The sequence below is a fragment of the Pseudomonas sp. PvP001 genome (assembly GCF_040546375.1).
GTDB lineage: Bacteria > Pseudomonadota > Gammaproteobacteria > Pseudomonadales > Pseudomonadaceae > Aquipseudomonas > Aquipseudomonas coleopterorum.
In genome coordinates, this window is record NZ_JBEPNQ010000001.1 from 3,941,854 (window position 1) to 3,955,698 (window position 13,845).

Consider the following 13,845-nt stretch of genomic DNA (forward strand, 5'->3'; position numbering starts at 1 on the left):
GCCATTGGATTACTGAATTCCATCCACTCGGATTTGGAGCAAGCTCAGCACTCAACATTGGGATCGAGATGAGCCCTATCTGGCAAAATGTTTGTCTAGATAGAACGCTGGTTCACCCGTTTGGAAAGGGCCTCGGCGTCTTCCTTGCGTTCCGAATAGCGGTCTACCAGGTAAGTCTCTCGACCTCGTACCAACAACGTGAATTTCACCAATTCCTCCATCACGTCCACTACCCGATCGTAGTAGGCAGACGGCTTCATGCGCCCGGCTTCGTCAAATTCAAGGAAGGCTTTGGGTACCGAGGATTGATTCGGGATCGTGACCATACGCATCCAGCGCCCCAGGATACGAAGCTGATTGACCGTATTGAATGACTAGGATCCACCACATACCTGCATCACAGCCAATGTCTTGCCTTGCGAGGGTCGTACTGCGCCCAACGCCAAAGGTATCCAATCGATCTGCGCCTTGAACACGGCCGACATCGACCCATGCCGTTCCGGCGAACACCACACCTGACCCTCGGACCACAACACCAGGTCGCGCAGTTCCTGCACTTTTGGATGTTCCACCGGTGCATCATCAGGTAACGGCAGACCTGAAGGGTCGAAGATGGCCGTCTCTGCGCCCATGAGGTTTAGGAGTTGCGCTGCCTCCTGGGTCAGCAACCGACTGAACGAGCGCTCACGGGTGGATCCATAAAGCAACAGGATGCGAGGCTTGTGATCGGGCTGCATACCCTGGCTAAGCTTCTCAGGCGTAGGCACATCGAGCAGGGTTAGGTCCAGGCTGGGAAAGTCTTCCGGATATTCGGATGTAGGCTCGATCATTACAGCGCTCCAATCCTGTCCAACGCATGCTTGAGCTCTGTTGAACTGAGCGCATCCAAATCCAAAGCAAAGAAGGCCGTAAATCGGTTCCGGATAGTTGTCACGGTGGCATCAAAGGCTGCCTGCTTCTCCTCGTCGCGGCCAATGACATCCGAGGGGTCAGACAGCCCCCAATGACTCTTGATAGCTGGGCCAAAATAGACGGGGCAGGGCTCGCCTCCAGCCTTGTCACAGACGGTGATCACAACGTCAGGGGGATTATCCTGGAAGCTCTCTGAACCCTTGCTATGTAGCACTGACGTATCGATGCCGAGCGCTTGGAGGGTACTGACCCGCCCGAGCATTAAGTCGTCCGCTCGGAAAGCTGCCGGAGCTTACTGCTGTGATGCCTTCAGGGGCCAAGTGGTTGAACAGCGCCTCAGAAAGCACGCTCCGACAGCTATTAGCGGTACACATGAAAAGGATTTTCATCGGTGGCTCCTAGGCTTGGATGCTGAGCCGCAGGGCGAGTGCGGCCAGGGTAATAAGCAGAACAGGGATGGTCAGCAGGCTGCCAACTTTGAAGTAGTATCCCCACGTGATGCGGATGTGTTTTTGAGCCAGTACGTGGAGCCACAGCAACGTGGCCAGGCTACCGATCGGAGTGATCTTGGGCCCCAAGTCGCAGCCTATGATGTTGGCGTACACCATGGCCTGATGGACCACGCCTGTGGCCTGACTGGCCTGGATGGATAGGGCACCGATGAGCACGCTGGGCATGTTGTTCATAACAGACGACAGCAATGCAGCCACCACACCGGTACCCATAGTTGCAGTCCACAGGCCCTGTTCAGGCAAAGATATTGAGCAAAGACGTGAGAGCGCCCGTGAGCCCTGCGTTGCGCAGTCCATAGACGACCAGGTACATCCCTAGCGAAAACACCACGACTTGCCACGGTGCATTTTTGATAACCGTACGGGTAGAAATCACGTGACCTTTGCCGGCGATCACCAGAAGGATGAGTGCGCAGCTGGCTGCCACCGCGCTGATCGGGATCCCCAGCGGCTCGAGCGCAAACAGGCCGACAAGCAGTAGTGCCAAGACCCACCAGCCAGCGACGAAGGTAGCCTTGTCACGGATGACAGTCTCAGGTGCATCGAGCTGCTGCGGATCGTAGATGGTGGGTATGTCGCGCCGATAGCACAGCCACAGCATGAGCAAGGTCGCCGCTACGCTGACAACGTTCACAGGCCACATGACCGCGGCATATTCAGCAAAGCCAATCTGGAAGAAATCGGCCGACACGATATTGACCAGGTTGGACACCACCATGGGCAGGCTCGCGGTATCGGCGATGAAGCCTGCAGCCATGACAAAGGCCAGAGTAGACGCCGGGCTAAAGCGCAAGGCTGTGAGCATGGCAATGACGATGGGGGTCAGGATCAACGCGGCGCCATCGTTTGCAAACAAAGCTGAAACAGCGGCGCCCAGCAGGATCATCAGGATGAACAACCGGATGCCCTTGCCTTGGCCCAACCGTGCCATGTGCAAGGCAGCCCACTCGAAGAATCCGGCCTCATCCAGTAACAGGCTAATGATGATGACAGCGATAAAAGTGGCAGTTGCATTCCACACGATGGCCCATACCGTAGGTACGTCGCCTAGACCAACCACACCCGTAAGCAAAGCCAGTACTGCGCCGGCAGCGGCGCTCCAGCCTACGCCCAATCCCTTCGGCTGCCAGATGACCAACGCAAGTGTCAGAACGAATATTGTGATTGCAGCAACCATATGGACACTCTCCAGCAAAATCAGCAGCACGCGGCCTGGCGGACCGGACGATCTTCCATTAATGCAAGACGGCTCGCGTCTTGATCTATCCAGGACTGATTAGCACTGCGTGTTATCTGGAGCACCTGCAAAACCCATTCGGGCAATTGTGGATGCAAGCCGTAATAAATCCACTGCCCCTGACGGCGGTCCACTAATAACCCGCAATTACGAAGTTGGGCTAAATGCCGAGAGATTTTCGGCTGACTATCATCCAGCGCCCAAATCAGCTCGCAGACACAGAGCTCGTCTTGGTCAGCGAGCATGAGCATGATGCGTGTGCGCGTTTCGTCGCCAAGACACTTGAAGACGGTCGCCGGTGACAGATCCATGAGCGTTCCTAGATATGCATGTATTCGAATATTCGAATATACACATATTGTTCTGACTCCGCACGCCACAGGAAGGATTCTTTTTTTCCTGTCTGTCAATACTTAAACCGCAAATTAGGTTGATTTATGACTTTCGAGACATACGCAGGCTTTTACGCTGTTACTGGTGATAAAATACGTTGTTCCCATTGGGACGTGCGGTGGTAGGGCATAGCATATCGATCATCTGCATTCGGCTGCTATAGATGACCTAAACGGTTTTAGATCGATTGGCAAGGGAAGAATGCAGCCTTGATTGCGCACAAAGCTGGCGGTTTCGGACTTGGAATCGGCGAAAAAGGTACGGCGTTGCTTGGTCATCAGACACCTCTCTGTGGCGACCATTTTCGCCTAAAAACGTGTCCGGGGTTAGTAAACCACTACAGAGTAACAGGCGAGGTGTGTCGTACTTCGGAGAGTTTCCATCGCATAGAATGCCTGCATCATAGGCATCGCAATTTGACAGCGCGAGGTCTAAAGCCTGCAAATCAAACATAGCGGGCCTTCGAATGGCAATTTCTTGACAATAGAAGGGTGCGTGCAAGCAGTGTTACCTAATCAAATCACCGCGCAGCAGGAAATTTCGTTACAAGCGCGCGAAGACCTTCTGCTGTTGCCGAACGTTGCGCAATTGACACGCTGGGTGAATTCCCAGTCCACGGACAATAAAACGTTGCCGTATTTCGATCCGTTGGATGGCGGGGTCTTCGCCCGAGTATTGATCTTGTTGGAATCGCCGGCTCGAACGGTCAGTCGTCCACGGTATGTCTCACGAGACAATCCAGGGCCCGCACAACGCAACCTCAAGGGTTTCATGGAGCAGGCTGGATTGGCACGCCAAGAGACAGTCCTTTGGAATCTGTACCCTTGGCTGCCCAACCTCGAAAAAACCAAGGGTGCGCTCCGCAGAGCGCAAATTGACGAGGGTATAGAGATGCTGATCACCCTGCTGCCTCGTTTCCCAGATCTCGTCACTGTCGTGTTTGCAGGGCGTGTCGCTCAGCAGGCAATGCCGCGTATCCGGTTAGCCTTTCCTGATTTCGAATTGCTGGAAATGCCCCATCCCAGTCCGCTTTCTGTTTGCACTCACCCAAGTGTCCGGCAACGCATCCTGTCCGCACTGTTTCACGCCAAACAGTCGGTTGAGTAGCCAAAGGCTCAGGCTTTGCTCGCCTTGTTCAGCGAGGCGATACAAGGCGACACGAACAGGTTGCCGCGATAGGCTCCCGCCAGGGTTTTGGCCGCGACGATGATCCACATGACAACCAGCAGCAACACCAGCACCATGCCCATGATGTCAAAGAAAGCGAGGTGCAGCATTGAACCCAGTTTGAGGGTAGTCACGGCGTACACCCCCAGTGGAAAGGTGAAGCCCCACCAGCCAAGGTTGAAAGGGATGCCTGCCTTGAAATAACGCCCCGTGATCAGCAGCGCCAATACCATCCACCACAATCCCAGCCCCCAGAACAGCACACCACCGATCAGGCCGATGCCCTCGGCGACGGCACCGATGCTGGCCATTCCATGGGCAGCGAAGATCGTCGGAGCATCGTTGCCTAGCACCAACATCCCCAAAGCACCGGTGCCGATCGGCCCCAACGACAACCAGCTCGATGCCGCCATGCTTTCATGAGGTAATTTGTGCAACGCCATGCGTAGCAGCAGGATCACCAGGATGCTCAAGGCGACCGGCACCGAGTAAGCCCATAGCACGTAGCTGGTGATAAGCAGGGTGAACTGTGCACTCGCGTCAGCGAGGTGCGGCGCGAGGAGTCCGCCACTTGCGGCGGCTACCTCGGCCGCCACCACAGGCAGTAGCCATACCGCTGTCATCTGATCGATGCTGTGCTGCTGGCGAGTGAACATCATGTATGGGATCAATACCCCGCAGGCCAATGCCATGGCGACATCGATCCACCACAGCATCTCAGCCACAGCGACAACCCCATCTCCCCACTGCGGTACACCATAAAGCAAGAAGCCATTAATGATGGTCGCTAGCCCCATTGGGATAGTGCCGAAAAACATTGATACGGTGGAGTGACCGAAAATCTGTTTGGCCTCATCAAAGAACAGAACCCAACGGCTCGCGTACATCACTGTGAACAGGCAAAACAGCGCGATATTGAAAAACCACAAGGCTTGCCCTAACGCTTTGGGCCATTGTGCAGCGAATGGCAGTTGGCCCAACGCCAGAGCCAGAATCCCGGTCCCCATCGTGGCGGCGAACCAGTTGGGTGTGAATTGCCGGATTACTTCCTGCGGATTGGACAGGGCAGCCAGTGGATGGCTGCCGCCCATGATCGCTGCGAGTCGTGTGTCACTCATAGTGTTACTCCCGCTTCGTTATTCATTCGATGTGGCATGCCTGAAGTGTAGTTCGATGAACATAGCGGTAAAAACGGATAATATGGGTTTTGGTTACCTATCAACAAGGTAGATCCTTTGAAGCTAAGTCTGCGTCAACTGCAAATTTTCTGCGCCATTGCGCAACAGGGCAGTACCACCAGCGCCGCCATTGCGGTTTCACTTTCGCAGTCGGCCACCAGTGCTGCACTTAACGAACTGGAAAACGCGCTGGGTACTCGGCTGTTCGACCGCGTCGGCAAGCGCCTGGTGCTGAACGATAACGGCTTGGCCTTACTGCCTCAGGCCAGAAGGATGCTGGAGAACGCACAACAAATAGAGACCCGTTTCCTTCCAGGGCATGCCGAGCTGAAGACACGCTTGCGAGTGGGCTGCAGTACCACCATTGGCAATTATGTTCTGCCATTGATCCTTGGTGAGCTACGCCAATCGGCGCCGCATTTACGGGTCGATGTGGACATGGCGAACAGCATGGCTATTGCAAGGAAAGTCGCTGATTTCGAGATCGACATGGGCCTGATCGAAGGACCGTGTCACCTGCCCGAATTGAATGCCGAGCCATGGCTTGTGGATGAGTTGCTCATCGTCGCAAGCCAGCGACATCCTTTGGCGCTCAGGCAACAGGTCTCGCTTGATGACCTTCGGACCGCTGAGTGGCTACTCCGCGAGCCAGGGTCCGGTACCCGTGAAGAAGTCGAACAGTTGCTGCTGCGTCATCTGCATAATCTTGCTGAAACCCACCAGATCGGTAGTTCAGAGGCCATCAAGCATACCCTTGCACAAGGCATCGGCATCAGCTGCTTGTCGCGCTGGGTAGTGAGGGATCTGCTGGTTTCTCAAGAGCTCATTGAACTGCCGCACGCCTTGCCTATGCTAACCCGACGCTTTTTCTTGATCCGTCACCGGGACAAATTCATTTCACCGGGTCTCGGTCGATTTTGGGAGAGCTGTGGCCAGTTTGCGAACCAACCCTTTCTGGACCTATGTAGAAAATAGGTAGGTGATACCTTAACAAGTTGTTTCCGGAACTTAGAAGAGACGCATAAGGTCAGCTCGTTGCCACATGCCACCAACGAGTTGCATTTGCCAAGGCGCTATCCCATGCCTGGCCGACCCTGATGAGGAATCTTTGATGAATGTACTGAAGAAAAAAATAACTGCCCTTACGCTGGGTATTACCTTGGCAACATCGCTGAGCGCCTTGGCAGCGGAAGATCGCTGGACCTTCGACGGCGCTATTCACAACAACTCGCTGGCTATCAGCCCGGATGAAACGACGGCGGTGGCCTTCCTACAGCCAGCGTCCTGACGTCGTGGTCTACGATTTGAAAACTGGTAAGGTTCGTCAGATTCTCACCGGCTACATCACGCCGCGCAACATTGTATTTTCGCCAAAGGGTGATGTGTTCTACCTCTCCGACAGCAGCTTGGGAGTAGTACGCAAGATAGACACCAAAACCTTGAAAGTCATTGCAGACCTGCCGTTGGGCGCAGGTGCTTTTGGTACCACGCTCAACAAGGACGGCAGCTTGCTCTACGTCAACAATCAAGCGGCCAGCACGCTGTCGGTCATCGACCTGGAGCATCAGCGTCCTGTCGCCGTGGTACCCGGTTTCTCTCAACCGCGCCAGGGCATCCGGTTGAGCCCTGACGGTAAAACCGTTTATGTCACCAACTTTCTGGGTGACAAGATCACCCTGGTCGACAGCAAGACTAATGCGATCGAAGGTGAAATTACTGGTTTCAATAAGCTGCGGGCCATCTCTATTTCTGCCGACGGTAACACCTTGTACGCGGCCAACAGCGGCAGTAACAGCATTGCCATTGTTGACACTCAAAAGCACGTCATCACGACCACCGTTATGGTGGGCAAAGACCCCTACGGTGCAGCCCTGACGCCAGACGGCTTGCAGGTCTACACAGGCAACCTAGGCGACAATAGCCTTTCAGTGATTGACACCAAAACGCTGAAAGTGACGACCACGGTGACCGGTTTGAAGGCACCTCGCCAAGCTATCGTCTTCACCAAAGATAAGTCGAAGGCTTATGTGCTCAATGAAGATCTGAGCATCTCCACAGTCGACCTCGCCAGTAACAAGGTTGTATCTACGCTCACGTCCGACTGATTGACACAGCCAAGGCCTTCTCGGAGGCCAAGTACTCCATGATCAGAACCTGTCAGGCGGCTTGGACTACTCGGGAAATCGCCGGAATATTGTCCTAGGCTTGGATGCTGAGCCGCAGGGCGAGTGCGGCCAGGGTGATAAGCAGCACAGGGATGGTCAGCAGGCTGCCAACCTTGAAGTAGTATCCCCACATGATGCGGATGTTTTTTTGAGTCAGTACGTGAAGCCACAGCAACGTGGCCAGGCTACCGATCGGAGTGATCTTGGGCCCCAAGTCGCAGCCGATGATGTTGGCGTACACCATGGCCTGATGGACCACGCCTGTGGCCTGACTGGCCTGAATCGATAGGGCACCGATAAGCACGCTGGGCATGTTGTTCATAACAGACGACAGCAATGCAGCCACCACGCCGGTACCCATAGTTGCAGTCCACAGGCCCTGTTCAGCGAAGACATTGAGCAGAGACGTGAGAGCGTCCGTGAGCCCCGCGTTGCGCGGCCCATAGACCACCAGGTACATCCCTAGCGAAAACACCAACCTGCCACGGTGCATTTTTGATAACCGTACGGGTAGAAATAACGCAGCCTTTGCCGGCGATCACCAGAAGGATGAGTGCGCAGCTGGCTGCCACCGCACTGATGGGGATCCCCAACGGCTCCAGCGCGAACAGGCAACAAGGAGCAACGCCAAGGCCCACCAGCCGGCGACGAAGGTAGCCTTGTCACGGGTGACAGTCTCAGGCGCATGAAGCTGCTGTGGATTATAGGTAGTAGGGATGTCGCGCCGATAGCACAGCCACAGCATGAACAAGGTCGCCATCACGCTGACTATGTTCACGGGCCACATCACCGAAGCATATTCAGCGAAGCCTATTCGGAAGAAATCCGCTGACACGATATTGACTAGGTTGGACACCACCATCGGTAGGCTCGCGGTATCCGAACCCAGCAATAAGGGCGATGTTCTCCACCTAAAAATACGTGGACACCATCACTCTTATCGTCAGGATTCCCATGCGCCAAAGAACCTCTTATCCCAAACCCCTCAAAGCCCAGATAGTCCAAGAATGCCTGCAACCTGGCGTGTCCATGGCCAGTGTTGCCCTGCGCCACGGCATCAATGCCAATCTGGCTCGAAATTGGATACCTCTTTATCATGATGTTCAGGCTCCGGCGTTACCTGCCTTCGTTCCAATAAAAATGGAGCCCATAGCTCGGCCCGATCAGCCATTGCTGGTGAGTCTCGAGATCCCTTTCGGTCAGCAAACCATCACCGTCAAATGGCCTTCGGCAGATCCTGATGGCTAAAGCCCTTCACAACTGGATGTTGACCCAGCGCGATCTTGTGCCCAACGGATCAGCGACGGCTAAAGCCTTGGATTACAGCCTTAAACGCTGGGTAGCGCTGACGCGCTACCTGGAAGATAGTGCTGTGCTCATCGACAACAACCAGATCGAGAACTTGATCCGGCCGTGGGCGCTCGGGCGGTCGAACTGTTTGTTTGCTGGGTCGCTGCGCAGCGGCAAGCGGGCGGCAGCGATCATGAGCCTGATCCAGTCGGCGCGCATCAATGGGCATGATCCGTATGCTTATCTCAAGGATGTGCTGACGCGGCTGCCGACGCAGCAGGCCAGCGAGATCGAGCAGCTGCTGCCGCATCAGTGGATGCCCGCCTGATCTGTGCAAGGTTTTTTTGCTTGCCGCTTACATTGCATGGACTTAATCAGGGCAGGGACTCGCCTTGACCAATAGAGATCGGCTGAAGCAGACACTTGAATTTACGAGTGAGATGCGACTCGATGCTCCTGTCACTCATGACAAGCTTTTAGGAAAGCTATTCGTCCTTCTACCTGATGACCAAGTTTACATCTCCGGGAGAGATCGCTATATTCGGGCCCTGGAGATGGCATTCCTCCACTTACCAACCGCTGCGCCCGTAGCAGCTGATGATGCCTACAGACACCTGATCAAGACAGGACTGTAGGCGTTCGCGCGAAAAAATTCCTTTTTGGTCAGGCTCACTTTCCTTGTGTGGCCGACCCTATGTCAAAACTCAGAAAACCTGAACAACTCGTTCTGCTTCCCTACATCGGGAAATGGCTGGTACTTGCCAGCGCCGTGGCACTTTTGGCGGGATCGGCATCCGCGCTATTTCTGTTCTCCCTCGATCACGCCACTCAATGGCGCGAGACCCACCGCTGGGCGATCTGGCTGCTGCCGCTGGCAGGCTTTGGTGTAGGGCTGGTTTACCACCTGATTGGCAAGCCGGTTGACGCGGGCAACAACCTGCTGATCGACGAGATTCACGACCCGAAGCAAACCGTGCCGCTGCGCATGGTGCCTCTGGTGCTTGCGGGTACGCTAATCTCGCATCTGTTTGGCGCATCGGTCGGACGCGAAGGCACCGCCGTGCAAATGGGCGGTGCTCTGGCCGATCAGATAACCCACCTGTTCCGACTGCGCCCCGAAGATCGCCGAATCATGCTCATGGCAGGCATCAGCGCAGGCTTCGCTTCGGTCTTCGGCACCCCGCTGGCGGGAGCATTGTTCGGCCTTGAAGTGCTCGCCATTGGCCGCATGCGCTACGACGCGTTGTTTCCATGCATGGTCGCCGCGATCGTCGCCGATCAAGTCGGGCTGCTCTGGGGCGTCGTCCACACCCACTACGTCATCGGCGAGATCGCGCCCGTGCAGTTCTGGACAGTGGTGGCAATAGTTGTCGCAGGCATCGTGTTCGGACTCGCGGGGCTGCTGTTCGCCACCGCCACCCATACCCTCGGGGCGTGGATAAAAAAGCTGATTCCCTATTCGCCTTTGCGCCCTGTTCTCGGCGGGATAGTGGTGGCCACGGCGGTGTGGGCATTGGATGCCTATCAGTACGTCGGCCTAGGTATTCCGAGCATCGTCCAGTCCTTTGCCGCCCCCGTTGCGCCATGGGACTGGTTCGGCAAACTCGCGTTTACCGTCGCATCACTCGGCACAGGCTTCAAAGGTGGCGAGGTCACGCCGCTGTTCTATATCGGCGCGACGCTGGGCAACGCGCTTGCGCCGCTGCTACACCTCCCATTCTCGATGCTCGCCGGTATCGGCTTCGTCGCAGTCTTCGCCGGCGCCGCCAACACACCATTGGCGACCATCGTCATGGCCATGGAGCTGTTCGGCCCAGAGATTGCTCCACTTGCCGCGATTGCCTGTATCGCCAGTTATCTAGTGTCCGGCCATACCGGGATCTATCACGCCCAGCGCGTGGGCCACAGCAAACACCGCCATGCCCTACCGACTGATATCCGTCTTTCGGACATCAATAAATTTCACTCTCAGCGCAACGCCGTGAGCGCCCCGAAAAAAGTCGAGGAGGACGAACCAAAATGAGCAAGTCAGACCCCGATTCATGAAGTAACAGGCGGTCACCTGGGCCTGTTCGAAATGCCACATCCGAGCCCGCTTTCAGTGTGTACAAATCCCAACGCAGCCAAGGCTATCGTTGTGACGCTGTCGCGGGCATCAAGGCGGCTACATGATTTGAATTAACGCTGGGCCTGCTTTGCCTTGAGAGAAGCAATGCACGGGGATACGAACAGATTCCCTCGGTAAGCACCTATGGTGGTCTTCGCCGCCACCACCAACCACATTACCGCCAACATCAACACCAAAATCACACCCAGAACGTCAAAAAAAGCCAAGTCCAAGATCACGCCCAATTTCAGAGTGGTCACGGCGTAGACGCCTAAAGGAAATGTGAAGCCCCACCAGCCCAGGTTGAATGGAATACCACCTTTCGCATATCGGGCAGTGATAAGCAGTGCCAAGAGCATCCACCACAAGCCAAGGCCCCAGAACAAAATGCCAGCGATCAGGCCAATCCCTGCTGCCACGGCTCCAACATTAGCCATGCCGTGAGCGGCAAAGATGGCAGGGGCGTCGCCGCCGATAACCAGCATGCCCAGCGCTCCTGTTCCAATAGGCCCCAGCGATAACCACGATGATGCAGCCATGTTCTCGTGAGGCAGTTTATGAAGCGCCAGGCGTAGCACCAGGATCACCAGAATGCTCAAGGCTACAGGGACGGAATAGGCCCATAGCACGTAGCTGGTAATCAGCATATTGAACTGCGCGCTCGCGTCGGCTAAATGTGGAGCGATCACCCCACCACTGGCGGCAGCGACTTCCGCAGCGACAACGGGAAGTAACCACACAGCAGTCATCTGGTCGATGCTGTGCTCTTGCCGCGTGAACATCATGAATGGAATGAGAACACCGCATGCCAGTGCCATGGCGACATCTAGCCACCACAGGCCATGGGCTAATGGTATTAGAGCATCACCCCAGGTAGGTACGCCATACTGCATCAAGCCGTTGATGATGGTTGCCAGCCCCATCGGGATCGTGCCGAAAAACATAGAGACGGTTGAATGACCGAAGATTTGCTTGGCTTCGTTGAAAAAGAAAACCCAACGTGCCGCGTACATAAGCGTAAAGGCACTGAAAAGCACAATGTTGAACAGCCAAAGTGCTTTTCCCGCGTATGACAGCAGCGCGATATCTCCTGGAAGCTGTCCTAATGCCAGGGCCAGAATGCCCGTACCCATCGTGGCGGCGAACCAGTTCGGGGTGAACTGCCGGATCGCTTCCCTTGGATTTGAGAGCGCCGACAGCGGCTGCCCTCCTTGCATTACTTTTGACAAGCTGATGTCTCGCATGGTGCCTCCACGGCGTACTTCATCGGAGCAGTGCCTACAGAATAGCGGGGTGAATTTATCTAGGAAAACGGGTAATTTCTCTATGCCATACCCACTTAATAGGTAAGTTCGTGAAGCTGACTCTCCGCCAGCTGGACATTTTTCGAGGCATCGCTCAGCTGGGCTCCACGACCCGGGCGTGTCACTGGCTTTGTCTCAGTCAGCTACGAGCGCTGCCCTCCAGGAGTTGGAAAGCGCGCTGGGCACCCAGTTATTTGATCGGGTCGGCAGACGCCTAGTGCTGAATGAAAACGGGCAAACGCTTCTACCTCAGGCCATCCGGCTGCTGGAAGCGGCGGCACAAATTGAAGAAGGTTTTCAAAAAGGACACGACGGCTCGGATGAGGATCGGTTGCAGCACTACAATTGGCAATTACATCATGCCCCTGCTGATCGAACGTTTGGCTGCGCGAGCGCCGGGCATTCAAGTCGATGTCATCATGGGCAACAGTGCAGATATCGCCAAGCAAGCCGCACAGCTTTCGATTGATATCAGCTTGATTGAGGGGCCGTGCCGCCAACCCGAGCGGACGATTCGTCCATGGTTTGAGGACGAACTAGCGATCATCGCAGCCTCAAATCATCCCCTTGCCGCTCAGGAAAAGGTCACTTCAGACGACCTCAATGCCGCTACCTGACTGATTCGCGAGGACGGCTCAGGAACTGCTGATGAGGTGCTTCAATGGCTACTTCCCTACCTTGGCGCCTGGAGCGACGCTCGCCGGATCGGTAGCTCTGAAGCCATTAAGCGAATGGTCGCTTCCGGAATCGGAATCAGCTGTCTGTCTTACTGGGTAGTGAGCGATGCAATCGCGGAAGGTAAGCTGAGGTTGTTGAACCATGACCTGCCGCGTCATAAGCGACAGATCCACATCGTGCATCACCGCGAAAAATTTATTTCTCGATTTCTCGAGGTTTTCTTACGGACTGTGGAAGACTTTGAGGTGAGTGGGGCTGAAAGCCTCGAAATCACATCCAATTCAGTGTGAGTTTGCTGAACGCTTACCACACGATGGCCCATACCGTAGGTACGTCGCCTAGACCAACCACACCCGTAAGCAAAGCCAGTACTGCGCCGGCAGCGGCGCTCCAGCCTACGCCCAATCCCTTCGGCTGCCAGATGACCAACATAAGTGTCAAAGCGAATATTGTGATTGCAGCAACCATATGGAGACGCTCCGGCGAAATCAGCAGCATGCGGCCTGACGGACCGGACGACCTTCCATTGATGCAAGACGGCTTACGTCTTGATCAATCCAGGACTGATTAGCACTGCGTGTTATCTGGAGCACATGCAAAACCCATTCGGGCAACTGTGGATGCAAGCGGTAATAAATCCACTGCCCCTGACGGCGGTCCGCTAATAACCCGCAATTACGAAGTTGGGCTAAATGCCGAGAGATTTTCGGCTGACTATCATCCAGCGCCCAAATCAGCTCGCAGACACAGAGCTCGTCTTGGCCAGCGAGCATGAGCATGATGCGTGTGCGCGTTTCGTCGCCAAGACATTTAAAGACGGTCGCCGGTGACAAATCCATGAGCAATCCTAAAAGATGTTTATATGTGTGTATTCGAATATACACATATTTTTATGATAGCGC

General features: G+C 55.2%; 9 protein-coding genes, 8 pseudogenes and 1 riboswitch. Of the genes and pseudogenes, 8 read left to right on the forward strand and 9 right to left on the reverse strand.

Going from position 1 to position 13,845, the window contains the following annotated elements:
• Positions 1 to 95: 95 nt before the first annotated feature.
• The 4 genes and pseudogenes from arsH to ABMD26_RS18125 form a co-directional block, all read right to left on the reverse strand.
• Positions 96 to 830, reverse strand: a pseudogene (gene arsH / locus ABMD26_RS18110) (arsenical resistance protein ArsH).
• A pseudogene (locus ABMD26_RS18115) lies at positions 830 to 1,301 on the reverse strand (arsenate reductase ArsC). Before ABMD26_RS18115 ends, arsH begins: the two co-directional pseudogenes overlap by 1 nt.
• A gap of 9 nt (positions 1,302 to 1,310) precedes the next feature.
• Positions 1,311 to 2,601, reverse strand: a pseudogene (locus ABMD26_RS18120) (arsenic transporter).
• A gap of 20 nt (positions 2,602 to 2,621) precedes the next feature.
• Positions 2,622 to 2,972 (reverse strand): metalloregulator ArsR/SmtB family transcription factor, encoded by a 351-nt coding sequence (locus ABMD26_RS18125; RefSeq protein WP_354311080.1) that lies wholly within the window; start codon positions 2,970 to 2,972, stop codon positions 2,622 to 2,624.
• 586 nt (positions 2,973 to 3,558) lie between these two features.
• On the opposite strand from ABMD26_RS18125, the gene ABMD26_RS18130 reads away from it, so the two are divergent.
• Positions 3,559 to 4,161, forward strand: a complete 603-nt coding sequence (locus ABMD26_RS18130) for a uracil-DNA glycosylase (RefSeq protein ID WP_090362448.1) — start codon at positions 3,559 to 3,561, stop codon at positions 4,159 to 4,161.
• 8 nt (positions 4,162 to 4,169) lie between these two features.
• On the opposite strand, the gene ABMD26_RS18135 is transcribed toward ABMD26_RS18130, so the two are convergent.
• Positions 4,170 to 5,339 carry a TDT family transporter gene (locus ABMD26_RS18135; RefSeq protein ID WP_090361414.1) on the reverse strand — a complete coding sequence of 390 codons (1,170 nt, stop codon included), beginning with the start codon at positions 5,337 to 5,339 and terminating at the stop codon, positions 4,170 to 4,172.
• 117 nt (positions 5,340 to 5,456) lie between these two features.
• Between ABMD26_RS18135 and ABMD26_RS18140 the strand changes: the two genes are divergently transcribed.
• Complete coding sequence (locus ABMD26_RS18140; RefSeq protein WP_090361411.1) at positions 5,457 to 6,374, forward strand: LysR family transcriptional regulator; 918 nt, start codon at positions 5,457 to 5,459, stop codon at positions 6,372 to 6,374.
• Between the two features lie 136 nt (positions 6,375 to 6,510).
• Positions 6,511 to 7,504 (forward strand): annotated as a pseudogene (locus ABMD26_RS18145) (YVTN family beta-propeller repeat protein).
• A gap of 94 nt (positions 7,505 to 7,598) precedes the next feature.
• On the opposite strand, the pseudogene arsB reads toward ABMD26_RS18145, so the two are convergent.
• Positions 7,599 to 8,447 (reverse strand): annotated as a pseudogene (gene arsB, locus ABMD26_RS18150) (arsenite/antimonite efflux transporter); the annotation flags it as partial.
• Positions 8,448 to 8,518: 71 nt separating this feature from the next.
• Here arsB and tnpA point away from each other — a divergent pair.
• From tnpA to ABMD26_RS18165, 3 genes and pseudogenes are all read left to right on the forward strand, one after another.
• Complete coding sequence (tnpA, locus tag ABMD26_RS18155) at positions 8,519 to 8,812, forward strand: IS66-like element accessory protein TnpA (protein ID WP_192067646.1); 294 nt, start codon at positions 8,519 to 8,521, stop codon at positions 8,810 to 8,812.
• Position 8,813: 1 nt separating this feature from the next.
• Positions 8,814 to 9,182, forward strand: a pseudogene (locus ABMD26_RS18160) (IS66 family transposase); the annotation flags it as partial.
• Positions 9,183 to 9,395: 213 nt separating this feature from the next.
• Positions 9,396 to 9,468: riboswitch (Fluoride riboswitch) on the forward strand.
• A gap of 80 nt (positions 9,469 to 9,548) precedes the next feature.
• Positions 9,549 to 10,877, forward strand: coding sequence for a voltage-gated chloride channel family protein (locus tag ABMD26_RS18165; RefSeq protein ID WP_192067649.1), 1,329 nt, complete (start codon positions 9,549 to 9,551; stop codon positions 10,875 to 10,877).
• A gap of 155 nt (positions 10,878 to 11,032) precedes the next feature.
• Here the strand turns inward: ABMD26_RS18165 and ABMD26_RS18170 are convergent, their stop codons facing one another.
• On the reverse strand, positions 11,033 to 12,205 hold the full coding sequence (locus tag ABMD26_RS18170; protein ID WP_090361400.1) for a TDT family transporter: 1,173 nt from the start codon (positions 12,203 to 12,205) through the stop codon (positions 11,033 to 11,035).
• 178 nt (positions 12,206 to 12,383) lie between these two features.
• On the opposite strand from ABMD26_RS18170, the gene ABMD26_RS18175 reads away from it, so the two are divergent.
• Together ABMD26_RS18175 and ABMD26_RS18180 are read left to right on the forward strand one after the other, a co-directional pair.
• Positions 12,384 to 12,734, forward strand: a complete 351-nt coding sequence (locus tag ABMD26_RS18175) for a LysR family transcriptional regulator (protein ID WP_320498481.1) — start codon at positions 12,384 to 12,386, stop codon at positions 12,732 to 12,734.
• A pseudogene (locus tag ABMD26_RS18180) lies at positions 12,625 to 13,233 on the forward strand (LysR substrate-binding domain-containing protein). The gene ABMD26_RS18175 and the pseudogene ABMD26_RS18180 overlap by 110 nt, the downstream one beginning before the upstream one ends.
• 16 nt (positions 13,234 to 13,249) lie before the next feature.
• Here the strand turns inward: ABMD26_RS18180 and ABMD26_RS18185 are convergent.
• A pseudogene (locus tag ABMD26_RS18185) lies at positions 13,250 to 13,411 on the reverse strand (ArsB/NhaD family transporter); the annotation flags it as partial.
• A gap of 20 nt (positions 13,412 to 13,431) precedes the next feature.
• Positions 13,432 to 13,782 carry a metalloregulator ArsR/SmtB family transcription factor gene (locus ABMD26_RS18190; RefSeq protein WP_090361397.1) on the reverse strand — a complete coding sequence of 117 codons (351 nt, stop codon included), beginning with the start codon at positions 13,780 to 13,782 and terminating at the stop codon, positions 13,432 to 13,434.
• Positions 13,783 to 13,845 lie beyond the last annotated feature (63 nt).